Genomic DNA, 25,587 nt, shown 5'->3' with positions numbered 1-25,587 from the left:
ACTATGAAAACTATTATAAAAAACTTCTTTAAAATTCTGCCCTTTATATTAGGGGCATGGCTTATTAGCTCCTGTGAAAATGATGATGTAGTTCCTGAATTCACGTTATCACAGGCCTCAGAAAATGTTGCATTTTCTTTTTCAGCCGCCGATGAGTATTTGATATCCACAGGCACCATGGACAACGTAGCAGAAAGATTCGTCTGGAATAATGTTGATTTTGGCGTACAGACTGAAATCAACTACCAATTACAAGGTTCTATAGACAATACTTTTGCAGCATATGACCCAACAACTGAATATGATTCAGGAACCTTAAGTGTGACCAATGCCGAAGTCAAAGTCTCTGATTTAAGCAACCTTGCCACTCTTTTAGGTTTGGAAGCCGGTGACAGTGGACAAGTGTATTTTAGGGCTAGGGCCTTTGCCGGTTCTGGGGAAGGTGCAGATGCCGTTGACTCCTATTCCGATGTCATGACCTTGAACATTTCAATATTGGAAGAAAGTAGTGGTAGCACTGGAGTAGAAATCTCTACTTGGGGTGTTGTAGGTTCCGGTTATAATGATTGGGGAGGTGCAGGACCAGATGCTCCATTCTATACCACAACAACCCCCGGAGTTATTGTTTCCTATGCTACTTTGATAGACGGAGAAATTAAATTCAGGGAAAATAACGATTGGGCAAGTGACTTAGGAGAAGGTGATACCGATGGTACATTGGCAGCTGGTGGCGCGAATATTGCCGTAACAGCGGGGGATTATAAAATCACATTGAACCTTAATGATAGCACGTACACCATTGAAGCGTACTCTTGGGGCGTTGTAGGTTCCGGTTATAATGACTGGGGTGCTACTCCGGATGCCAAATTCTACTATGATTATACCACCGACACTTTTACCGTTGGTGTTAGACTGGTAGAAGGAGAGATTAAATTCAGGATGAACAACGAATGGAATGTTGATTTTGGTGACAATGGCGCCGATGGCACATTGGAAAGTGGTGGTGAAAACATTGCGGTATCAGAAGGGCATTATACGATTCGTATGAACCTTAACGATAATACCTACACCATTGAAGCCGCTGATCTTTGGGGTGTTGTAGGTTCCGGTTACAATGACTGGGGTGCTACTCCTGATTTTACGTTTACCGAAGTAAATCCTGGTATTTGGATTGCTGAAATCGTTCCTCTTTTGGATGGCGAGATCAAGTTCCGAATCAATAATGCCTGGGACACTGATTTTGGTGATGACGGTGCAGATGGCACACTGGATGCCGGTGGGGAAAATATCCCATCAACAGCTGGAAACTATAGAATTCGGTTAGATATCACCAATGGAACCTATTCCATAAACTAACCAATTAATACTATTATAAAAAAAGGGCTGTTCTATACAGCCCTTTTTACCTTATTTTATATGGGTAATACATTAGGCCTTTACCATTATTCGAATCTTTAACTACAAAACATGAAAAAGTTATTCGTTTTAGTTCTGTTTACGCTTTTCCTGAACTTTGGTTTCGCCCAAGTTCAAAATGGTGTTTTTTCCACAACACCGACAACGTTTACCGAAAATGATGAAATAACCATTACGGTTTCTAACGTAGATCTTTCGGAATGGGGTGTATCCGATGTTTATTTATGGGCGTGGTATACAGATAGTAATGGTAGCCAAGCAGATTCCCCAACCAATGGTACATGGACAAGCTCCGATGAAACCCAAAAAATGACCGATAATGGCGACGGCAGCTACAGTTATACCCTGACGCCCTCAACATTTTATGGAGCCACCGACATTTCAGAAATAGGAATGCTCGTAAAGGCCAAAGACGGTACAGGGGATAAAAAAACACAGGATTTCACCAAAGAGGTGGGAGGTTACCAATTGGTATTGACGGCACCAAGCCAAACAACGACCATTGTTACCTCAGGAACGGATTATACCATCGAAGCAACGGCATCAGCCAATTCAAGCTTCGTTCTTTCGGCCAATGGCACCCTAGTGGATAATTCAGTTACTTCGGCCACCACATACTCATTCAGTTACATCGTAAACACTACTACAAATTTTGAATTGGAAGTTTCCAATGGTACCGATACCCTAACGGAAACCTTTACATTGGCAGTGCGTCCGGCTGTTACCGAAGAAGCCCTACCCGATGGACTATTGGATGGTATCAATTTTAATGAAAGTGACCCCACAAAAGCCACCTTGGTGCTCTACGCGCCCGGAAAGGAATTTGTGCACGTGATAGGCGATTTCAACAATTGGGAAATAGATGACAACTACCTAATGAAAAAAGATGCCTCCCAAGATCGTTTTTGGATTGAACTGACTGGGCTCACACCTGATTTCGATCACCTCTATCAATATCTTGTGGAATTTGACATCAATATTGCCGATCCGTACTCCACTTTGATTTTGGATGGGTATGGCAATGATGATTATATTGATGACACCACGTATCCCGACCTTCCCTCCTATCCGACAGGACAATCACATGCGATAACCGTTTTACGTACAGGGGAAACTGACTATACATGGCAAACTACTGACTTTGACCCACCTGCAAAGGAAGATTTGGTGGTTTATGAGATCTTAATCCGTGATTTTGACGCACTTCATTCTTTTGATGCCGTAAAAAACAGATTGGACTATTTGGAAGCATTGGGTATAAATGCCATTGAACTTATGCCGGTAAGCGAATTTGACGGCAATGAGAGTTGGGGCTACAATCCGTCATTCCATATGGCATTGGATAAATATTACGGCACCAAAGATGCCCTAAAATCATTTATAGACGAATGCCATTCCCGCGACATTGCCGTAATATTGGATGTGGTTTACAACCATGCATCTGGCCAAAATCCGTATTACCGTATGTGGAACACGGATAATGGCGGAACAGGCGGGCAAGCAAGCGATGACAATCCGTTCTTTAATGCCACCGCTACCCATTCCTATAGTGTTTTCAATGATTTCAACCATCAACAACAGGCCACAAAAGATTATGTAAACCGAACCGTTACCTACTGGATCAATGAATTCAAAATCGATGGTATGCGATGGGATTTGACAAAAGGGTTTACACAGAACTGTACCTCATCAGACGAAAACTGTACCAATAGCACACAACCTGATAGAATAGAAGTTTTAAAAGGTTATGCGGATAACCAATGGGCTTCGGATGAGGATTTTTATGTGATTTTTGAACATCTGGGACAAATTGAGGAAGAAGAACAATGGGCCAATTATAGGGTTGATGAAGGCAAGGGTATCCTTTTATGGAATAAAATGTCCGACCCCTACAACGAGGCTACCATGGGCTACAATGAAAGTAGTAAATCTGATTTTTCGAATGTTTCCTATGTTTCAAAAGGTTTTGACCAACCTTCCGCCGTATCCTATATGGAAAGCCATGATGAGGAACGACTTATGTATAAAAACCTGCTTTATGGTAATTCCGAGGGTTCCTATGATATCACTGATGAAAGTACTGCCTTGGGTAGAATGCAGACCGCGGGAGCTTTCTTCTTTACCGTTCCAGGGCCAAAAATGATATGGCAATTCGGAGAATTAGGTTATGACATATCTATTGATGAAGGTGGAAGAACAGGGAACAAACCCATCTTATGGGAATATGCCACTGAACCAGACCGCTATGCCATTTATGAAACTTGGCAAGATCTGATTGCATTAAAACTGGAGGAGCCGATTTTTGCGACCACGGACTTTTCATTAGATCTGGATGCCGCAACCGGACTTAAAACGATTCACCTAACAGACAACACCGCTACAGGTGATGAAATCAAATACGTTACCATTGTTGGGAATTTTGGTGTTACGTCACAAGAGATCGTTCCCGATTTTCAAGAAACGGGAACTTGGTATAATCTATTGAATAATAATGACCCCTGGGAAGTAACCAATACTACCAGCACTATTGCGCTTCAACCTGGGGAATTCATCGTTTTTGCGGATAATCCCAGTCTCGCATTAATTGACCCCAACGATTTGGATGCCGATGGTGTCCCCAATACCGATGACCTTTGTGCGGATACGCCATTTGGGGCCACGGTCGATGTAAATGGTTGTGCATTATTCTCGTTGCCAACTTCCAATTTCTCGATTAAATCCGGCAGTGAAACATGTCGCTCTAGCAATAATGGCAGCATTTCAATTACTGCTGTTGAAAACTACAATTATTCGGCAACCCTTTCCGGTACCGCAGATGCCACCAATGTTTTTACATCGGACACGGAATTTTCCGGACTTTCCGCAGGCAATTATACGGTATGCATCACCGTTGAAGGGCAAACCGATTATGAACAATGTTATGACCTCACCATCACAGAACCTGAGGACCTATCGGTAAGTTCTAAAGTAGACACAAGTACAGGTAAGGTTTCGCTGAACTTTAAAGGGGGTAAAATCTATACCATAAACCTGAACGGTAAAGTTTTCACTACGACCCAAAACGAAATTACCTTGGATTTAGAAGCACAGACAAACACCATAAATGTTTCTACCGATAAGGATTGCCAAGGTTTCTATGAGGAAACCATTGTTTTGGCTAGCGAAATCTCGGTATATCCAAACCCTGTAAAAGATAATCTGTTGTACCTGGAACTTGGATCTATAAGCGACCCTTCTGTAAACGTTGAAATCTATACACTTTCGGGTCGACAGATTTCCATATCGGATCATTACGTCAACAATGGTCAGGTACAGATCAATGTATCGAACATTCCTAACGGATTGTTTGTTTTAAAAGTACATACAGCGCAAAAAACCTATCACTACAAAATCGTAAAATGATGAAAACCGTAAAATATACACTTTCAATACTACTCATTGGCATTTTAATTTCCTGCGGAGGTGGTGGGGATGATGACAATCCGGACCCTGTGATGATAACACCCCCCGATGCGGCAACATTGGTTTTTCCTGAAAACAACACCGAATGCCTTGAAGGCACCAATATATCGGACACCGAAAGCAGTGTTACCTTCTTATGGAATGCTTCCGACCATACGGATTCCTATACCGTAAATCTCCGGAATTTAAATACCAATACTTCGCAGACCTTGAGTGCAAGCACCAATGAACTGGAAATTACCCTACTCAGGGGAACGCCTTATTCTTGGACAGTAACTTCCAAAGCCAACGACACAGATGAAACTGCGGAAAGTGCCCTTTGGAAATTCTATAACGCAGGACCGGCCGTAGAGAATTACGCCCCGTTCCCAGCAGATGTGGAGTTCCCTACAATGGGATCCAGTATAAATGCAGGGAATATGACCTTAAGTTGGACCGGTAGTGATGTGGATAACGATATTGTTTCTTATGACATTTTCATTGATGAAAGTAATCCACCATCCACCTTATTTGGGAATACCACCTCGAACGGCATTGCTTTTGAAGCCGTATCCGGAAAGGTGTACTATTGGAAAGTAGTAACGAATGATACGGCCGGGAATACATCAACCTCTGAAATTTTCCAATTTAAGGTGAATTAAAGGTTTTGAATCCATCAATATGCAATAAATCATCAAAGCAGCTAAAATCGGACCAAATGAAAAGGATTCTATTTATACTAACAGTAGTTCTTCTACAAAGTTCAACGAGCTACGGACAGCAACCTATAAATCGCGTTGAGCCACCCAACTGGTGGATTGGAATGCAATACAATGAGGTGGAATTAATGGTCTACGGACAGGATATCGCTTCCTATTCCGTTTCCTTGGATGATTACGAAGGGGTTACCTTAAAACAAATCAAACAGGTACCGAACAGAAATTACCTATTTTTAGATTTGAAGATCGATGGGAATGCACGACCTGGAAACCTTACTCTCCGATTTACCAAAAATGAAGCCGAACCCGTTATTCACTCCTACCCTTTATTGAAAAGGGACCCGGAAAGCAAAAATGTAGCAGGTTTCAATTCCTCAGATGCCATTTACCTGATCACACCCGATAGATTTGTAAATGGTGATACTGGGAATGACACTGTGGACGGACTCAAGGAAAAAGCGGATAGGACCTTTAAGGGAGGGAGACATGGCGGTGATGTACAAGGCATCGTAAATAGTTTGGACTACATCAAAGACCTAGGTTTTACGGCTATTTGGATCAATCCTATTCTGGAAAATGACATGCAAACCTATAGCTACCATGGTTATTCCACCACCGATTTTTACAAGGTAGACCCAAGGTATGGTAGTAATGAATCCTTTAAATCGTTGTGCAAGGAAGCCCGTGACAAAGGCATGAAGGTCATTATGGATATGATTGCCAACCATTGTGGATTGGATCATTGGTGGATGCAAGACCTACCATCAGAGGATTGGATCAATCAATGGCCCGAATATACCGAGACCAACCACAAAAAAACAGTAATCCTAGATCCCTACGCCTCAAAAATAGACTACAAGCAATTCTTCGACGGATGGTTCGTACCCAGTATGCCCGATTTGAACCAACGCAACGAATCCATGGCCAAATACCTGATACAAAACACCCTATGGTGGATTGAGTATTCCGGCATTTCCGGTATTCGAATGGACACTTACCCCTATCCCGATATGTATTTTATGAGTGATTGGACCAAAGCGGTGATGGATGAATACCCCAATTTTAATATCGTTGGGGAAGAATGGGTAACGCGACCTACGATTGTTTCCTATTGGCAAAAAGGAAAGAAAAACCAAAATGGATATACGTCATATTTAAAAAGTCTTATGGATTTTCCTTTGCAAAATGCCTTGGTCACTTCATTGAACAAGGAGAAAACCTGGGCATCCTCTTGGACCGATCTATACGAAACCCTCGGACAGGATTATCTTTACCCCGACCCCAATAATCTGGTAGTTTTCCCTGACAATCATGATATGGGCAGAATCTACACCCAATTGAACGAGGATTTTGACAAATACAAATTGGCACTGACCTATATCGCCACGGTTCGGGGTATACCCCAAATTTATTACGGCACTGAAATCTTGATGAAAAATCCCGGTACCGATGACCACGGAATCATACGATCTGATTTTCCCGGGGGATGGAAAAACGACAAGGTTAATGCCTTCACGGGAAAAGGCCTATCGGCTAAGGAGAAAGAAGCCCAGGGATTTGTAAAAAAACTGATGAACTGGAGAAAAAATTCAACCTTGGTCCATAGTGGTAAATTGATGCATTTCGCACCAAAAAACCAGGACGAGACCTATGTCATGTTCCGTTATGACGACAAAGAAAAAATAATGGTCGTTCTGAATAAGAATACCAAGGACATGGAACTGGACCTTAAACCATACAAAGAAATTCTTGGCGACCAATTGACTGGGAAGGATGTATTATCCGGTACGGAATTCACTAAGGCAAAAAAAATATCGGTCAAAGCTATGGGCGCTATGATCATCGAGGTTGAATAAGTATTGGAATCCATATTCCCCATCCTTCATAGTATAGCATGAAGCGGTAATAAAATGTAACCAAGCTATACCAATTTCGCTGGAATTGTGTTTAAGGTAGATCCCCTTTCGACTAAGGTAGATTTTATAATCTCGGTTCGATAAGGCTCCTCTTCCTCCCCAAGATTGCTTTCCACCCTATCAATTAACATTTTCGCAGCAATCTCCCCCATCTTAAAACCATGCTGCGCCATTGAAGTAAGCCCTGGTTTGGCATACTTGGATAAAATGCCATCCGTAAAACCGATAAATTCCATTTCTTCAGGTACTTTGACCCCTTTTTGTTGAACGAGGTTCATACTATGGGCCGCGAAAATCTCATTGACACATAGTACGGCATCGACATCCCTTGCATCGAAAAATGCATTGATGTCACCTTCATCCAAATCCCTAAAAGACAACCTTAAAATAAGATCCTCATCTATGGCTAACCCGCAGGATTCATGTGCCTGCCTATACCCTGCCTCACGCCCCTGACTTACACTAAAATAATCCTCGGTAGTAATCAAGGCTATCCTTTTTCTACCATTATCTATAAATTTCCTCACTGCAGTAAAAGCAGCTTCCTTATCATTGATCAATACTTTATCACATTCAACTTCGTCGGTGATCCGGTCAAAAAGAACAAGCGGAATCTCCAAATCCTTAATCTGCCTTAAATGATCGAAATCTTTAGTTTTTTGGGTCTCTGCCGATAAGGCCATAATAAAACCGTCAACACTACCGTTCGCCAACATTTCCATATTAACGATCTCCTTTTCCAAGGATTCATCCGAAACACACGCGATAACATTATAACCATGCTTCTTCGAGTACTGTTCTATACCCCTAAAAACCGTTGTAAAAAAATAATGTACAATGTCAGGTATGATCACACCGATATTATTGGTACGTCTACTCTTGAGACTTATGGCAAGATTATTGGGTCTATAATTATATAGCTTCGCAAATGCCTGGACTTTCTGTTTGGTATCATCGCTAATTTCCGCACTATTCTTGAGGGCTTTTGAGACCGTGGAAATTGAAACCTCCAACTCCCGTGCGATGTGCTTTAATGTAATCTTCCTTTTCATAATGCAATACTCCCATTTAATCCAAACAATTGAATTCAAATGTAAAATTCACCTTCTTAAAATTAAGCATTTTCAACAAAAAATAGGGATGAAATTGCATATAAATAAAATTGCATATATTTGATACCATATCAAATATCCTCACTTTAGCTTCTATAGTTTTGTATTATCGTCATATATTGAAGCTGTTAAATATTTTTATCTTAAAAACTGGAAGTTATTAACACGAAAACGTTTTCGTGATGTTTTGAATTTCCTACAACCGTTTTTTAACATTTATTTATATATATTTAGAAACTAGATTATAATTAACTCAACTTAAATCAATTCTTTATGAAGATTACATTACTACGAAGCTTTTTGCTTATCGGGGCATTTATATGCTTTGGATGGGCTCAAGCTCAGGAGGTTTCCGGAACTGTTTCGGATGCCAATGGTCCCTTACCTGGGGCAAGTGTTGTCGAAAAAGGGACAACAAACGGAACCCAAACCGATTTTGATGGTAATTTTACCATCAACGTTGGTGAAAACGCCACTTTGGTCTTTAGCTATGTAGGGTTCAGTACTACGGAAATAGCTGTAAACGGACAAACCAATATCGTTGTTACGCTCGCTGAAGATGCCCAGGCATTGGAAGAGGTCATAATAATCGGCTATGGAACGACTACGGTCAAAGATGCAACCGGCTCTGTTTCCTCAGTTACCTCCAAAGATTTCAACCAAGGGGTTATTTCCTCGCCTGAACAGTTGATTCAAGGTAAAACCTCGGGAGTTCAGATATCACAGTCAAGTGGTGAACCCGGTGCAGGTATCGCTTTAAGAATCAGGGGTACTGGCTCAGTTAGAGGTAACAACAGCCCATTGTTCGTAATCGATGGTGTACCTGTCTCTAACGAAAGCGTATCTGCTTCGGCTGCTGATGTCGGTGTTGGATCTGGTGGTGCCAAAAACCCACTAAACTTCTTGAATCCAAGTGATATTGAAAGCATGAGTATTTTAAAAGATGCCTCTGCTACTGCCATTTATGGTTCTAGAGGTGCTAATGGTGTTGTGGTTATTACCACAAAATCCGGTAAAGGTGGTGGAACAGATGGACAATGGGGCTTTTCTAGTACCTTGAATATTTCTAAGTCGGCAGACCGCTATGACCTTTTGACGACAAATGAATTTATTGAAAGGGGTGGTGCCAACCTAGGTGGCGCAACTGATTGGCAAGACTTTTTATTCAGGACCAGCGCATCAACGGACAATAACTTATCCTATTCCAGGAATTACGGATCCGGAAACATTAGAGCCACCTTTGGCTATTCTAAACAATTTGGTATTATTGAAAATACAGATTTAGAACGTATCACGGGTAGGATCAATTGGAACCAGAGATTTTTAAATGATAAGTTAAAGGTTGGTTTACAAACAACGATTTCAAGAATAAATGATAAAGCGCCTTTTATAAGTAGAACTTCTGGAAGTACCGGTGATTTATTAGCAGCCACCTATTACTCCAATCCTACAAGGAATGCAAATCCAAATTCCAGTGCTGCACCGGATAGGAATCCAGCGAACCTTTTGGCCTATTACGATGACAACACCCATACGGACAGATTTCTTGGGAATTTATCTTTCGATTATTCCTTTACAGACGAGTTTTCCGCTAAACTAAATTTAGGGATTGACACATCAGAATCTACTAGAGGCCAGGTTGCAGGACCACAAATTCTAGCTATAGACAATGGTGCTCAAAATAATGGAAGGGCATCGGTCAGTAATTTGGATACCCAAAACAATTTGATGGAAATCACAGTGAACTACAATAAAAAATATGAAAATTCCCATTTGGATGCACTTGTAGGTTATTCATTTCAAGATTTCAATAGAAAAGGGCAAAATATTCTGGGGCAAGGCTATGGCTCATCTGATTTGAACGGAATCGTAAGAACTACCGAGCAAACCTATGATAACACCCGAAATCTTGCAGACAATTACCAAGGCTATGGTATAGGAACCTTTCAGGACGACCCGGATGCAGGAGATCAATTCAGAACATTAGGGCTTTTTCCCAACATTAATCAAAATACTGGAAATTTACCTAACATTCCAATCGACGCCTTTTCCGTGGACACCTTTGATTATACCGACGAGTTACAGTCATTCTTTGGTAGATTGAATTACACGCTTTATGACAAATACTTGTTTACAGCGACCTTTAGGGCAGATGGCTCTTCAAAATTTGGTGGTAATAACCAATACGGATATTTTCCTTCCGCAGCTTTTGCTTGGAAACTAAATCAGGAAGATTTCGTAAATGAAGATGTTTTCTCCACCTTAAAACTAAGACTAAGTTGGGGTATTACCGGTAACCAGGATGGACTTGGCTATGGTAATTTTGTCAATAGAACAAGATGGGATGCACTTGGAATTGATGCAGCTTCCCAATTATCATCACCCGCTACCTCCGAGATCGCTTTTGCCAATCCTGATCTTAAATGGGAAGAGACCGCACAATACGGTTTCGGTATTGACTTTGGTTTCGGCAATGACCGCTTTACCGGTAATATCGATGTATATAGAAAAGAAACAACGGATATCCTTTTGAATTTACCTGCTGTACAGCCAGCCACTTCCCCCTTCGTTTTCCAAAACGTTGATGGTACCATTCTAAATCAAGGTATTGAATTGGGATTGGATTATGATATTGTACGTAATGAAAATTTCACATGGAACACTAATTTCAACATCTCGTACAACCAAAATGAACTTCAGGATTACAATGGCCCGAACCTACAAGCAGGTAATTTATATGGCCAGGGTCTTTCAGGAAGTACTTCTCAAATCTTGACCGACGGTAAACCACTTTATACGTACAACCTGCGTTTGGTAGATGAAAACTACAACGTAGACGCTGACCCGACCATACTTGACAAATCAGGTCTGCCCAAAGTCATAAGCGGGCTGTCTACCAGTGTAAATTACAAAAACTGGGATGCTTCCTTGTTTTTCTCAGGTCAATTTGGCTTTTATGTCTATAATAACACGGCTAATGCACTTTTTGCATCGCCTCAGATAGGAAGTAGAAATAATCTAAAAAGTGTTGTTGACAATGGAATTATCTTATCCGCAACGAACCCAAGTACCTTCTTCTTGGAAAAAGGAGACTTTGTAAGACTCCAAACGGCGTCGATTTCCTACAATGTTCCTTTAAGCGGAGACGGACTGTTCAAAAGCATGCGTTTTAGCGCCATTGGACAGAATCTATTTTTAATTACTGATTACAGTGGACTAGATCCAGAGGTCAGTACTTCCAACATCCCAGCAAATGGATTACCATCTGCTTCGATAGATTATCTATCCTACCCAAGACCAAGAACATTTAGTTTTGGATTTAACGTTACCTTTTAAAAAACATAAAATATAATTATGAAAAAAATAGTAAATTATTTGTGTCTAACGCTTCCAATTGTCTTGATTTTTTCTTGTACAAATTTGGAAATAGAAGCAACAGACTCGTTGATTAGCGATGGTTTTGCAGGAGTTGCCAATATTGAAGGTGAAGTTGCAAATATTTCCAACATAGTTGCTGGAGGTGACTTGGCAAATTCTGGAGGCCTTTTTGGACTAAACGAGGTTTCTTCAGACGAATACTTAGTAGCCACTCGAGGAACGGATTGGGGAGATAATGGTAGATGGTTGTCTATGCATCAGCATACGTGGAATGCTGAACTTTCCGATATTATCAATGCATGGCAACAGTTAAACAGTATTACCATCAATGCTACCCGCGTTATAAACGATAAAAGTGTAAGTACTGCCAGTGGAGAGGTATCCCAGTTAAAGGCAGAAGCCAGGTTTTACAGGGCTTGGTCCATGACTTGGATTTTGGACATGTGGAGACAAGTACCCTTAAGGGATGTTGATCTACCGAATAGTGCCATTCCTGAAGTGCTAACAGGGCAAGCTGCAATAGATTATATAGTTGACGACCTGAATGCGGCCATTGCCGATCTTCCTGCGGTGACTGCCGGTGATGCTATTGGTTTAAAATCATCTCCCAGTAAGGCTGCTGCCAGACATCTATTGGCAAGGGTTTATTTAAATAAACATGTATACTTGGGTGAAGAACCAGCGACTACCGATATGCAGGCGGTCATAAGTGCCGTAGATGAAATTTCCGCTGATGGCTATTCCTTAGCCGCTTCCGGAGACTTCTTTGATATTTTTAGACCAAGTAATGATGTTGAAACAATTTGGTGGTCTCCTAGTGACGCTGGTGAAAAAATTTGGCCAACCTTACATTATAACCAAAACTCCCCCGGTAACGACGGTGGTGGTTGGAATGGTTTTGCCACGCTTTCAGAATTCTATCAATCATTTGAAGGAGACCCCGATACAAATTATGTAGGTGACGGACAAGAAGAACGAAGAGGATGGGTGCCTGATGCCACTACAGCCAATGCCGACAACCTAGGTATCGGTTATGGCTTCTTGATCGGTCAGCAGTATGAACAAGACGGAACGCCGTTAACCTCTAGAGCGGATGTGGGTAGTGTTCCCTTGGTATTCACCAAAGAAGTTGAAAAAGCAGAATACTCAGCCCCAGCCGATAATGCCGTATTGGAAACCGCTGGGACAAGAATGTTAAAATACCACCCTAATGAAGAAGGTGGCGATAGAAGAAGACACGTTGTCAAGTATAGGTTTGCTGACGCTTATTTAATGAAAGCAGAGGCTATGTTTAGAATGGGTGATGACCCCACAACAATGATTAACACCTTAAGAAATATAAGGGGGGCTGAAGACTTAAGTTCAGTTGGAGAAACAGAGTTGTTGGCAGAAAGAGGAAGGGAGTTATATCAAGAATTGGCAAGAAGACAAGATCTTATTAGATTTGGTCAATTTTTAAGGGCTTGGAACCTCAAAAACGAAGGTGATTCGCATTTACAGATATTTCCAATACCGACTTCGGATGTGCTCGCCAATCCAAACTTAGTTCAAAACCCAGGGTATTAGTATTTATCCATTACAATAATAAAACCCTGACGTATAGCGTCGGGGTTTTTTTGCTTATGGCCACCTTGCATGAACAGATTTCTTTCAATGGCAAACCATCGAGCCTTTCATGTAATCATGGCTTCAATCGATGTTTTATAGCTTAGAATACTTTGATAAGTCGCTATTGGCAAAAGACCGAATTTCAATGACCTGTTATATTGTATGAACATTTGATCGACATTCATTGATAACCTAAGGATTATAGCTTCCAATGTTTTATTTAACAGGGCATGTATCGGGTACCACATCTGTGATACTTGGTTGGAACAACGAGTTGAATATTGGGTTTTTACACGAAATTAGCACCATTTCAAGTAGGATAAAAACCTTAAGCACAGTACATTTACGAAATGTCTTAAATAAGAATCCATTAGATTTTAGTTCATAGTTTTGATGAAATCAGACCGTACATAAAAACTTCAATATTTAGAATATAAATATTATTATTGGTCATCAAAATACTTTTGAACACAAAACATAATTTGTTTAAAAAGCGCAAATAACAAACATGACAAAACAAATAACCCTTAAAGTAGTAAGCTTTTTAATATTACTTTCTTTATATGTTTCTTGTACCACAAAGGAAAAAGTGGATCCAGGTCAGGATCGTAAGGACGATACACTATTCTCATTACTTTCCTCTGATAAGACTGGAATTGATTTTATAAATGAAGTAAAAAATCAGAAAGATTTCAACATCTTCAAATACCGGAATTTTTATAACGGCGGGGGAGTTGCAATTGGCGACATCAATAATGATGGCCTTGTGGATATATACATGACCGCCAATATGGGAGACAACAAACTATATCTGAATAAAGGCAATCTTAAATTCGAGGATATCTCATTGGCAGCAGGTATCGTAGGCAACAAACCATGGTCTACCGGTGTCGCCATGGTCGATATCAATCAAGATGGTCTTTTGGATATTTATGTCAGTAATGCCGGAAACATGAAAGGCAATAACCATGATAATGACCTTTATATCAATAATGGAGACTTGACATTTACTGAAAAAGCAAATGAATACAACTTAGCTAAAACAGGCTTTTCAACACATGCCACTTTTTTTGACTACGACAAGGATGGGGACCTTGATGCCTATATCTTGAACAATAGCAATATCCCAGTGAGTAGCCTAGGCTATGCAGGACAACGAGAGGTTAGGGCCCAGGATTGGGAGGGCGTTCCGGATATTTTTAAGGGTGTTGGCGATATGCTATTGAGAAATGATGATGGAAAATTCGTTGATGTCAGTGAAAAAGCAGGAATCTATGGCAGCCTTATCGGTTTTGGGCTGGGCGTAGTCATAACTGACCTGAACAAAGACCTATACCCTGATATTTATGTGTCCAATGATTTTTATGAAAGGGATTATTTATACATAAACAATCAAGATGGAACTTTCAGGGAAGAAATCAAGAAATGGACTTCCCACTTATCGTTATCCGCAATGGGAGTGGATATGGCCGATATCAATAATGATGGCAATGTTGAGATTTTTATTACGGATATGTTGCCGGAAGCGGACAAACGTGTAAAGGCGGTAATGGAGTTCGAAGGATACAATGTTTATAAATTAAAACAAAGCAAGGATTTTTATCAGCAATACATACAAAACACACTACAACTAAATAACGGTAATGGTTCATTTTCAGAAGTAGCCTATTATAGCGGCGTTGATGCCACTGATTGGAGTTGGGCAGGATTGTTGTTTGACATGAACAATGATGGATTGCGGGATATTTATATTACCAATGGCATTAATCACGATCTCACCGACTTGGATTTTATTGATTTTTTTGCGAATAAAATCATTCAAAGGATGGTATTGACGGGTAAAGAGGAATCAATAGATTCCATTATCAATAAAATGCCCATAAGACCCCAACCCAATTACGCATATAAAAACAATGGCGATATTACCTTTTCCAACGCCAATTCTGATTGGGGTTTTGAAAAACCAAGTATGTCAAACGGAGCTGCCTATGGGGACCTTGACAATGATGGGGACCTCGATATTGTGGTCAATAATGTTAATATGCAAGCTTTTGTCTATGAAAACAAAACAAATGAACAGCTAAAGAACAAGTACTTAAAAATTCATTTTGAAGGGTCAGACAAGAATAAATTTGCGGTAGGCACTTCGGTGCTACTTTATGCCGAAGACAAGGTATTCATTCAAGAGTTGAATCCTTTTAGAGGATTTCAATCCTCAATGGATTATGGAATGACCATAGGTTTAGGAAATATTTCGGTATTGGATTCCATAAGGGTTATTTGGCCAGATGACAGTACACAAAAGCTGCTTTCGGTAAATACGAACCAAACCCTTAATCTAAAAATTTCAGAAGCTACCGGAAAGTATACTCCAATAAAGGAAAACAATATCAAACCGCTGTTAAAGGAACTCTCAAATGCACCCTTGATCACCCATAAGGAAAACAATTACCGTGACTTTGACAATGAAGGCCTAATCAATAAATTACTCTCACAGGAAGGCCCCTCACTGGCGGTAGCCGATGTTGACGGGGATGGAAATGAAGACGTTTTCATTGGAGGTGCCAAAGGCCTTCCAGGTGTTGTATACAAACATTCTGGTAACGGAAAATTAAGTCCCAGTAAACAACCTGCCTTATCATCCGATGCAACATTTGAAGATACTGCTGCCGCATTCTTTGATGTAGATGGAGACAATGATATGGATTTAATGATTGGATCTGGTGGCAATCAAGTTGGTGAAGAACAAACTTATCGTGCCCGATTATATCTGAACAATGGCAACGGTATTTTTGAAAAATCAACACAACAACTTCCCTCTACATTTAAGAACATATCCACAATTAATCCTTTTGATTTTGATGCTGATGGAGATATCGATGTATTTATTGGCTCAAGAAATGTTGTAGGAACCTATGGGGTTGACCCCAATCACCTTTTCTTGGAAAACAATGGCAATGGCACCTTTACGGATGCTTCAGAGAGATTGGCATATGACTTAAAAGATGCCGGTATGATTACAGGTGCGTCATGGTCCGATATCGACGGGGATTCCATAAAAGACCTTATAACCGTTTCAGAATGGGGAACCCCAAGAATCTATAAAAACTCAGGTAGGCGCCTGTCCCTATTAAAGACTTCATTGGATAGCCTTTATGGCATGTGGAATGTTGTTGAAACCGCCGATCTGGATGGTGATGGCGACCAAGATCTGGTTCTAGGGAACCAAGGAAACAACCTACACTACAAACCTTCGGCTCAAAATCCGATGAAAATGTGGATCAACGATTTTGACAACAATGGAACCATTGAGCAGATCGTAACGCAAAACATTGATGGGAAGGATTATCCCATACATCAGAAAAAAGAATTGACCCAGCAAATATCGTTGTTAAAGAAACAGAATTTAAAAGCCTCGGAATATGCGATTAAAACTGTCAACGAATTGTTTTCAAATGAAATAATTGAAAATTCAATTGTAAAATTATCCTCTATTTCCGAATCCGTAATCGCTGTCAATGATGGTGGTGGCAAATTTACGATTATCAAACTACCCTATAGGGTTCAACTCTCCTGCGTTTGTGGCATTACATGTACAGACGTCAATAATGATGGTAATTTAGATTTAATATTGGGAGGTAACAACTTTGAGTTTAAACCACAATATTCTAGATTGGATGCCAACTATGGTAGTATCCTATTAGGTGATGGTAAATTAAGTTTTGAGTGGCAAGATTACGACATGAGCGGATTATTCGTTCGGGAGGAGATAAAACATATACGGCAATTCAAGGATAAAAAAGGTAAGATCTACCTAGTTGCAGCTATAAATGATAGTAAACCAAAAATATTTACCCTTAATGAATAATTCCCTTTTTAAAATAGTTGTTGTCTTGTTACCTTTCGTAGGATGTACCGATAAAGAGGGGACATTATATAAAACTCCAGACAAGCTACAAACTGGTATTACTTTCACGAATGTTCTAACCGAAACAGAAGACCTGAATATTCTGGATTATTTATATTTCTATAATGGTGGGGGTGTAGCTATCGGGGATATCAATGGGGATGAACTTCCCGATATTTTCTTTACCGGTAACCAAGTGAAAAACAAATTATACCTTAATAAGGGAAACCTGCAATTTGAGGATATTACACTTTCTGCTGGAGTAGAAGGCAATAGTACATGGAACACTGGGGCTATAATGGGCGATGTTAATGGTGATGGATTATTGGATATTTATGTTTGTGCGGTTGTAGGCATTAAAGGATTCAATGGTCACAATGAACTTTATATTAATAATGGAAACGCGACTTTCACCGAAAGTGCATCAAAATATGGTCTCGATTATGATACCTACAGTTCATCCGCAGCTTTTCTTGATTATGACCTGGATGGTGATTTGGATATATACCTACTCAACCATGCGATACACACCCAAGAATCTTTCGGAAACTCCAACATACGACTTAAAAGAAATTTTCAAGCCGGTGACAAACTCCTTCGAAATGATAATGGCAAATTCACCGATGTCAGTGAAATAGCTGGGATTTATGGTGGCATAAATGGTTATGGGCTAGGTGTCGCTGTAGCGGACTTCAACCAAGATGGCTTTCCTGATATTTATGTTGGCAACGATTTTCAAGAAGATGATTATTATTATCTGAACAACACTGATGGCACATTTACCGAGAGCTTAAAGAAGTATTTTGGGCATACTACCCGCTCTTCAATGGGTAATGACGTAAGTGATATCAATCATGATGGATGGCCGGATATCATTTCATTGGATATGCTTCCAGATGACGAAAAAGTATTGAAATCTTCAGAAAACAGCACAGGTATACAGGTACAGAAAATGAAGATTGAACGTTTTGGATATCACTATCAATTTGAACGAAACATGCTATTTTTGAACCAACCCCATAGTACGTATACGGAAATTGCCTTAATGTCGGGCGTAGCTGCGACAGATTGGAGTTGGAGTGCCTTGTTTGGGGATTACAACCAAGATGGCGAACAAGACATTTTTATTGCCAACGGCATTCCTAAACGGCCTAACGATCTTGACTATATTAATTTCGTCTCCAATGACCAAATCAGGAGTAAAATCAATAACACCAAATTAGTTGACCCCATAGCATTGGATATGATGCCCTCAGGAGCTGTACATAATTATATATTCAAAGGGAATGAAAATCTACATTTTGAGGATATGTCAGCCAATTGGATGGTCAACGATACAATAATTTCCGGAGCGACCGCCATTGGCGATTTGGACCTGGATGGTGATATCGATATTGTAACCAACAACATTAATCGCCCTGCTACGGTATATATCAACAAGACCAATGAAAATGCAAATTACCTTAAAATAAGGTTCAATTATAAAAACCCCAATAAGTTTGGGATTGGAACAAAAGTATTTTCATACCATCAAGGAAAATTACAGTATAAGGAGCTTTATACAGCTCGAGGATTTCAAGCTTCCTCTGAACCTATAATCCATTTTGGGTATGGCAAAGCAAATAAAGTCGATTCGTTAAGAATAATATGGCCAGACAAGTCATATCAGGTGGTGAAAAATGTAAGCCTAAACAAGACCATTACGATTGCGCCAGAAAACACAGCTCCCTTTGATTACAACTCATTAAACCCGAAGACAAAACCCCTATTCAATAAAATAGAAGACAACCTAGGTATAGATTTTATCCATATCGAGGATAACTATATAGATTTCAACAGACAGAAATTAATCCCGTACCAACTATCCGATCGAGGCCCTGCCACGGCAATTGGTGATTTAAATAATGACAATAAGGCTGACCTCTTTTTCGGAGGATCAAAGTTCCACTCGTCTAAAATTTATTTTCAAACAGATTCAGCTTTTGTAGAAAGTAGGATAATGGAAATCGCAAAGGATTCTGTAAAAGAAGATATTAGTGCCGTTATAGCGGATTTTAATTCGGATCACAAACCAGATCTGTTTATAGGAACCGGTGGAGCTGATTTTTATGGTCAAATGAAACCTTTAAGCGATAGTTATTACACTCAAAAAAACGACGGTTTTGAACCTCAAGCATTACCTGGATATTTTGAGAACGCCTCTACACTCAAGCCTTATGATTATGATAGGGATGGGGATTTAGATCTTTTCTTGGGAAATCAAGTGATCACCAATGATTTTGCAAAAACCCCTAATTCCTATCTATTGCAAAACAACAAAGGAAGCTTTACCATTGTCGACAATCCAGAGCTTCAACATGCTGGTATGATTACCGATGCATTATGGGATGACTTTGATAATGATGGGGTAGAAGACCTTATTGTGATTGGTGAATGGATGTCTCCGAAATTTTTCAAAAACAAGAATGGGGAACTATCCCAAGTGAGCGTCCTAGACAAAAAATTGAACGGTCTTTGGCAGAGTATCGCACCTTTCGATATCGACCAGGATGGGGATATTGATTATCTTTTAGGGAATTGGGGGGCCAATAGCAAATTTAAAGCTTCGGAAAAATCCCCAATGAAAATGTACTATGATGATATAGACGATAATGGAAGTACTGAAACTATTGTCGCCATAGAGAAAAATGGAAAATACTATCCAATTGAAGGGTTGGATGCCTTGGCTGTCCAAATGGAGTATCTTAGAAAAAAGTTTGTCACATATTATAGTTTCGCAGGAAAATCGATTGATGAAATCTGGGACAGCAAAACCTTAAACAAAGCAACTGTTCTCGAAGTCAATGAATTGCGTTCCGGGTATCTCGAAAACAACAACGGCAATTATTCCTTCGTCCCCTTTACAGACAAGTTACAAGTCTCCCCAATAACCGCCATGTTAATATTCGATTTTGATTCCGACGGCAAAAAAGAAGCTCTTTTGGCCGGTAACTATTTTGGCGTTAAACCCTTTCATGGTAGGTTTGATTCATTTTCCGGAGCCATGGTAAAAAGCAAAAATGATATTATATTAGGAGATAATCTCGGCTTGGATTTAACCCTAAAATCCGTACGACATCTGAATATCATAAACTTGGACAATCGAGATTATCTAATGGTAACCATAAATAATGACAGCGTTCAAGTATATGGATTGATAAAGTAATTGATAGAAATATGAAAAACATAAATCCTCAATTAACTACATTAGCCTATAGCAATATTAGCAAGTCCGTGTTTACCCCTAAAGAAAGGACAACAACCTTACTGGATAGCTTTGATGGGCTTTGGAGCAACACCAATTTGGAGCCACTCAATGACCCCAAGGAATATGCCCTAACAGTCAATGTTCTTCGAAAAAATTGGATGAATACTGACCATTCTGACCAAACCCTTAGGATGCCAAAATATACGGGAGTCACAAATGGTTTTTCAAGCTGTCAACCAACACCTCCAGCATTCGTGAACGGCATTGAAACCAATGCAATAAGATATACCTGAATGCAATAGTTTTCGTTAGTCAAATTAAACCACCCTCCCATTTTCAATGAAAAAAGGAACAGATATTTATGAAGATTCCAAGGATGTCCAAGACATGGTGGTGAATATTGCCAAAAGCGGTGGCACCTCCTTCGATAAGAAAATTTATGTACTTAAAAACCCAACAATGGCGATTATCAAATGCTGGGATGAAAAACACAGGGATTTAGGGATATTCGACATGAACAATCTTAAAATGAATTCAAATCAACATTATAAAACATCTTAAAAGAAATGAAGAAAATCATTTTTTATATAGGATTTATCCTTTTTGGTGCCACCATTTGGTATTTATTCATCAAACCTCACGATTATCAAGTTAATTTCAAGGCAAAAACATTTCCTGGCCCGATTAATCAAATGATCAAGACTTGGAGCAATACCAGTGATAATTCAGAATTACTCGAAAGTGGCAACGAAGATTTATTGGAGTTAAAACAGCAATTTCAATTCGGGGATTCCATCCATATTTATACATGGAATATTATCCCTGAAACAGACTCAACTTCAAATGTGAAGGTATATGCGAAAGACCCTGAACACAGCCTGAAAAACAAGCTGACTATCCCTTTTTCAGATACCGATTTTGAAAAACGCACTCGAAAAAACTTAATCGATTTTAATAAATTATTGAACGAACATATTTCCCAGTTTAAAGTAAGGGTAATTGGTGAGGAAGAAATCAATTCAACTTATTGCGCTTGTACCACCCAAACGACGACCCAGTTTGGCAAAGCGAAAGGCATGATGAAAGACTATCCGCTATTGGATGGTTTTCTTGTGAACAATGGCCTGAGATTAAATGGAAGACCCTTTTTGGAAATCACCCATTGGGATAGGGTAAAAGACAGTGTAACATTCAACTTTTGTTATCCAATTGTAAAATCGGAAACATTGCCACAACATCCAGAATTAACCTACAGGAACTTCCCTTCAACAAAGGCAATCAAGGCTGAATACTTTGGGAATTATATCACCTCAGACAGGGCTTGGTACGCCTTATTGGATTATGCCAAGGATAATAATTTAAAGATAGAGGCATTACCTGTTGAAGTTTTCCACAATAACCCCAATATGGGAGGGGATGCATTAAAATGGAAAACGGAGGTGTATTTACCGTTAATCAAATAAAAGTCTGGCTTTTCCTACAGGGTTGTTCTACTTATGCATGATTAAATAGAAAACATAAAAGATTCATATGTTTAATCGATAAAAATCAGTTATTTTGATACTTCTTTTAATTTGATCGATTTCCAATAAAAACAAACCAACCACAACCAACATGACTTCAGCTTTCGGATTTTGGGATTACTTTATATTCATTTCATACGCCCTATTAATACTTGGTGTTGGCCTATGGGTCTCAAGGGACAAAAAGGGCCATCAAAAAAATGCGGAAGACTATTTCCTCGCGAGTAAATCCTTACCCTGGTGGGCCATCGGGGCCTCTTTGATTGCAGCAAACATTTCCGCCGAGCAGTTCATTGGTATGTCGGGTTCGGGATTTGCCTCAGGACTGGCCATTGCCTCCTATGAGTGGATGGGGGCTCTGACCCTAATAATAGTCGGTAAATTTTTTCTTCCCATTTTTATTGAAAAAGGTTTATATACCATCCCTGAGTTTGTCGAAAAAAGATTTTCCACAAATTTAAAGACCATTTTAGCTGTCTTTTGGATAGGTCTTTATGTTTTTGTCAATCTAGCTTCCGTTCTCTATCTCGGGGCCTTGGCACTTGAAACGATTATGGGCATCCCCATGCTGTATGGCGTCATCGGACTTGCCCTATTCGCCGCTGCCTATTCCCTTTATGGAGGTCTTTCGGCCGTGGCCTGGACCGATGTTATACAAGTGGTCTTTTTGATTCTCGGTGGACTGGTCACTACCTACCTGGCCTTAAATACTGTTTCGGGAGGGGAAGGAATCATTGAAGGTTTTAAAATAGTATATGAAACCGCACCGGAACGCTTTGTAATGATTTTGGACGAATCACATCCAGAATACAGGAATCTACCTGGTATTGCCGTTCTTGTCGGAGGATTATGGGTTGCCAATCTCTATTATTGGGGATTCAATCAATATATCATTCAACGTACCCTGGCCGCCAAATCATTGAAGGAAGCCCAAAAGGGGATTTTATTGGCTGCATTTTTAAAATTGATTCTTCCCTTGATTGTGGTCATTCCCGGAATTGCCGCTTACGTTATCATCAATGATCCTGAAATTATGGCCCGTTTGGGTGATGTAGCCCAACATAACCTACCTTCGCTCGAACAAGCTGACAAAGCCTATCCTTGGCTTCTCCAATTTTTGCCTACAGGATTGAAGGGCATTGCATTTGCAGCCTTGGCGGCCGCCATAGTCTCTTCCCTGGCTTCTATGCTTAACTCTACTTCCACGATTTTCACCATGGATATCTACAGGCAATACATCAATAAAAATGCAAGTGATAAGGCTACAGTAACAACTGGAAGGATTTCTGCAGGGGTTGCCTTAGTGATTGCTGGTATTATGGCTCCATTACTAGGGGGTATTGACCAAGCTTTTCAATTTATCCAAGAATATACAGGGGTTGTAAGTCCTGGTATCCTAGCCGTATTCCTATTGGGACTTTTCTGGAAAAAAACCACCAATAAAGGCGCCATTATCGGTGCATTGGCATCCATTCCCATTGCTATGTATTTTAAGGTAGGTCCAAAAGGATGGTCTTCCAACCCACTCTTCGTGGATATCCCATTTATGGATCAAATGGGGTATACCCTGATTTTGACCATGATCGTCATTATAACGGCAAGTCTCATCCAACATAAGGGTAAAAATGACGAAAAAGGAATTCCTTTGACCAAGACATTGTTCAAAACCAGTCCCGTATTCAACATTGGTGCGTTTGCGGTTATGCTCATCCTGGTGGTCTTGTACAGTCTCTTTTGGAAATAAGGGGAAACCCAAGATCGAATATGGTTCTGGAGGTTTCTTGGCCTTACCGTTTTCAAAGGTTTACCTTTATCATGGATTTATTATAGCACTTACCCATAAAGCTTGACTTAAATATTAACATTTTCTATATTTCAAGTCCATTGGGTTTTTTTAAATTGCTAATCTATTTGCATTTACATTGAATATCATTAGAGACTCACATTGAAAATTGAAATACAATGAATAGAATTTTTTCCTTGATGACCGTTATCACTCTTCTTATTTCCTGTAGTGATAAAAAAACGGAGGAACCTTTGGTCATTAGTCCGGAAGAGCTGCATACCGCAGTGGACAAGGTCGTCGAAATCATGATCCACGATATTTTTTCACCTCCGGTGGCAAGCCGGGTTTTTGCCTACCCCAATGTTGCCGCCTATGAAATCATTTCCCTAAACAATGACAAGTACATTTCTTTGGAAGGTCAGGTCAATGAACTTACGGCCATTCCCAAACCAGATGCCAACAAACCCATCAATTATCAACTGGCTGCATTAGTGGCCCATATGGAACTCAGTAAAAGATTGATTTTCTCCGAACAGGATTTAGAAGTCTTTAGGGATAGTCTTTACAGCGTATGGAGTGCCAAAAATGAAACCACTTTTTTGGCATCAAGGGACTATGGTTTACAAGTTGCCGACCATATCGGTGATTGGATGAACAAGGATAATTATAATCAGACCCGGACGATGCCCAAGTTTACGGTAAATACCGATGACGAGACACGATGGCAACCCACCCCACCGGCATACATGGATGGTATTGAACCCCATTGGGACAAAATACGCCCTTTTGTGATAGACTCTGCCCAACAGTTCAAACCCATTCCCCCACCAGCATTTTCTTTGGAAGAGGGCTCCGATTTTTATAAGGAATTGAAGGAAGTTTACGATAAAGGAAATGAAATAACCCAAAAGGGTGATGAATCCGAAGAAATTAAGATTGCCCAATTCTGGGATTGCAACCCTTATGTTTCAGTTACCCGTGGCCATTTGATGTTTGCCACTAAGAAAATCTCTCCCGGGGCACATTGGATCGGGATTGCCAAAATTGCCAGCAGAAAGACCAAAAGTGATTTTGACAAAACGGTTTATGCCTATACCAAAACCTCATTGGCAATAGCGGATGCCTTTATCAGCTGTTGGGCAGAAAAATATCGCAGTAACCTTATTCGGCCAGAAACCCTTATCAACCAACATTTGGATGAGAATTGGAAACCCGTATTACAAACACCTCCCTTTCCCGAATATACAAGTGGCCATAGTGTCGTCTCTGGTGCCGCAGCTTCGGCCTTGACCGACATTTTTGGTGATGATTTTGCTTTTGATGATGATTCTGAAGTACCATACGGACTCCCTATAAGGAGCTTTACCTCCTTTAACCAAGCAGCGAATGAGGCCGCCATCAGTAGAATGTACGGTGGCATACATTATCGTTCGGCTATCGAGGTGGGTATAAAACAAGGTAGGGATCTGAGCCAATTTTTGCTTACGAATTTGAAGATGACCGCAGATAAGGATTTGGCTTCGAAGTAAACGTA

Annotated in this window: 14 protein-coding genes; 13 read left to right on the top strand and 1 reads right to left on the bottom strand. The window is 40.1% G+C overall.

Annotation, left to right across the window (positions count from 1 at the left end; genetic code table 11):
- Positions 1 to 3: 3 nt before the first annotated feature.
- The 4 genes from LX92_RS03355 (at position 4) to LX92_RS03340 (ending at position 7,432) form a co-directional block, all read left to right on the top strand.
- Positions 4 to 1,356 carry a SusE domain-containing protein gene (locus LX92_RS03355; RefSeq protein WP_109648839.1) on the top strand — a complete coding sequence of 451 codons (1,353 nt, stop codon included), beginning with the start codon at positions 4 to 6 and terminating at the stop codon, positions 1,354 to 1,356.
- A 111-nt stretch (positions 1,357 to 1,467) separates the two neighbouring features.
- Positions 1,468 to 4,818: an alpha-amylase family glycosyl hydrolase gene (locus LX92_RS03350; protein WP_109648838.1), complete on the top strand. Its 3,351-nt coding sequence runs from the start codon at positions 1,468 to 1,470 to the stop codon at positions 4,816 to 4,818.
- Positions 4,815 to 5,519 carry a hypothetical protein gene (locus LX92_RS03345; RefSeq protein ID WP_223308319.1) on the top strand — a complete coding sequence of 235 codons (705 nt, stop codon included), beginning with the start codon at positions 4,815 to 4,817 and terminating at the stop codon, positions 5,517 to 5,519. The genes LX92_RS03350 and LX92_RS03345 overlap by 4 nt, the downstream gene beginning before the upstream one ends.
- A gap of 56 nt (positions 5,520 to 5,575) precedes the next feature.
- Positions 5,576 to 7,432, top strand: coding sequence for a glycoside hydrolase family 13 protein (locus tag LX92_RS03340; protein WP_109648836.1), 1,857 nt, complete (start codon positions 5,576 to 5,578; stop codon positions 7,430 to 7,432).
- A gap of 65 nt (positions 7,433 to 7,497) precedes the next feature.
- Here LX92_RS03340 and LX92_RS03335 read toward each other — a convergent pair whose 3' ends face one another.
- Positions 7,498 to 8,544: a LacI family DNA-binding transcriptional regulator gene (locus tag LX92_RS03335; protein ID WP_109648835.1), complete on the bottom strand. Its 1,047-nt coding sequence runs from the start codon at positions 8,542 to 8,544 to the stop codon at positions 7,498 to 7,500.
- Between the two features lie 333 nt (positions 8,545 to 8,877).
- On the opposite strand from LX92_RS03335, the gene LX92_RS03330 reads away from it, so the two are divergent.
- The 9 genes from LX92_RS03330 to LX92_RS03290 all read left to right on the top strand — a co-directional run bounded on the left by LX92_RS03330 (position 8,878) and on the right by LX92_RS03290 (position 25,582).
- The gene (locus tag LX92_RS03330) at positions 8,878 to 11,940 is read left to right on the top strand and encodes a SusC/RagA family TonB-linked outer membrane protein (RefSeq protein ID WP_109648834.1); all 3,063 of its coding nucleotides are present in this window, start codon (positions 8,878 to 8,880) and stop codon (positions 11,938 to 11,940) included.
- Between the two features lie 18 nt (positions 11,941 to 11,958).
- Positions 11,959 to 13,548, top strand: a complete 1,590-nt coding sequence (locus LX92_RS03325; RefSeq protein WP_109648833.1) for a RagB/SusD family nutrient uptake outer membrane protein — start codon at positions 11,959 to 11,961, stop codon at positions 13,546 to 13,548.
- Positions 13,549 to 14,098: 550 nt separating this feature from the next.
- Entirely contained in the window at positions 14,099 to 17,458 is a 3,360-nt protein-coding gene (locus LX92_RS03320) for a VCBS repeat-containing protein (RefSeq protein WP_109648832.1), read from the top strand.
- Positions 17,451 to 20,702, top strand: coding sequence for a VCBS repeat-containing protein (locus LX92_RS03315; protein ID WP_109648831.1), 3,252 nt, complete (start codon positions 17,451 to 17,453; stop codon positions 20,700 to 20,702). The genes LX92_RS03320 and LX92_RS03315 overlap by 8 nt, the downstream gene beginning before the upstream one ends.
- An 11-nt stretch (positions 20,703 to 20,713) precedes the next feature.
- A complete protein-coding gene (locus tag LX92_RS03310; RefSeq protein WP_109648830.1) occupies positions 20,714 to 21,037 on the top strand; it encodes a hypothetical protein in 324 nt (107 codons plus the stop codon).
- A 46-nt stretch (positions 21,038 to 21,083) separates the two neighbouring features.
- Positions 21,084 to 21,305 carry a hypothetical protein gene (locus LX92_RS03305; RefSeq protein WP_109648829.1) on the top strand — a complete coding sequence of 74 codons (222 nt, stop codon included), beginning with the start codon at positions 21,084 to 21,086 and terminating at the stop codon, positions 21,303 to 21,305.
- Positions 21,306 to 21,310: 5 nt separating this feature from the next.
- Complete coding sequence (locus tag LX92_RS03300) at positions 21,311 to 22,207, top strand: transcriptional regulator (RefSeq protein WP_109648828.1); 897 nt, start codon at positions 21,311 to 21,313, stop codon at positions 22,205 to 22,207.
- A gap of 151 nt (positions 22,208 to 22,358) precedes the next feature.
- Positions 22,359 to 24,011, top strand: coding sequence for a sodium/sugar symporter (locus LX92_RS03295; RefSeq protein ID WP_109648827.1), 1,653 nt, complete (start codon positions 22,359 to 22,361; stop codon positions 24,009 to 24,011).
- Positions 24,012 to 24,229: 218 nt separating this feature from the next.
- Complete coding sequence (locus tag LX92_RS03290; RefSeq protein WP_109648826.1) at positions 24,230 to 25,582, top strand: vanadium-dependent haloperoxidase; 1,353 nt, start codon at positions 24,230 to 24,232, stop codon at positions 25,580 to 25,582.
- Positions 25,583 to 25,587: the final 5 nt, after the last annotated feature.

The organism is Maribacter polysiphoniae, assembly GCF_003148665.1.
Lineage (GTDB): Bacteria > Bacteroidota > Bacteroidia > Flavobacteriales > Flavobacteriaceae > Maribacter_A > Maribacter_A polysiphoniae.
This window is presented reverse-complemented; position numbering and strand designations above follow the sequence as displayed.

Bases quoted from the DNA above. Each gene is read 5' to 3' on its own strand.
- LX92_RS03345 (WP_223308319.1), top strand. From the start codon at position 4,815: ATGATGAAAACCGTAAAATATACACTTTCAATACTACTCATTGGCATT.
- LX92_RS03305 (WP_109648829.1), top strand. From the start codon at position 21,084: ATGAAAAAAGGAACAGATATTTATGAAGATTCCAAGGATGTCCAAGAC.
- LX92_RS03290 (WP_109648826.1), top strand. From the start codon at position 24,230: ATGAATAGAATTTTTTCCTTGATGACCGTTATCACTCTTCTTATTTCC.
- LX92_RS03320 (WP_109648832.1), top strand. From the start codon at position 14,099: ATGACAAAACAAATAACCCTTAAAGTAGTAAGCTTTTTAATATTACTT.
- LX92_RS03325 (WP_109648833.1), top strand. From the start codon at position 11,959: ATGAAAAAAATAGTAAATTATTTGTGTCTAACGCTTCCAATTGTCTTG.
- LX92_RS03295 (WP_109648827.1), top strand. From the start codon at position 22,359: ATGACTTCAGCTTTCGGATTTTGGGATTACTTTATATTCATTTCATAC.
- LX92_RS03330 (WP_109648834.1), top strand. From the start codon at position 8,878: ATGAAGATTACATTACTACGAAGCTTTTTGCTTATCGGGGCATTTATA.
- LX92_RS03300 (WP_109648828.1), top strand. From the start codon at position 21,311: ATGAAGAAAATCATTTTTTATATAGGATTTATCCTTTTTGGTGCCACC.
- LX92_RS03340 (WP_109648836.1), top strand. From the start codon at position 5,576: ATGAAAAGGATTCTATTTATACTAACAGTAGTTCTTCTACAAAGTTCA.
- LX92_RS03310 (WP_109648830.1), top strand. From the start codon at position 20,714: ATGAAAAACATAAATCCTCAATTAACTACATTAGCCTATAGCAATATT.
- LX92_RS03315 (WP_109648831.1), top strand. From the start codon at position 17,451: ATGAATAATTCCCTTTTTAAAATAGTTGTTGTCTTGTTACCTTTCGTA.
- LX92_RS03335 (WP_109648835.1), bottom strand. From the start codon at position 8,544: ATGAAAAGGAAGATTACATTAAAGCACATCGCACGGGAGTTGGAGGTT.
- LX92_RS03350 (WP_109648838.1), top strand. From the start codon at position 1,468: ATGAAAAAGTTATTCGTTTTAGTTCTGTTTACGCTTTTCCTGAACTTT.
- LX92_RS03355 (WP_109648839.1), top strand. From the start codon at position 4: ATGAAAACTATTATAAAAAACTTCTTTAAAATTCTGCCCTTTATATTA.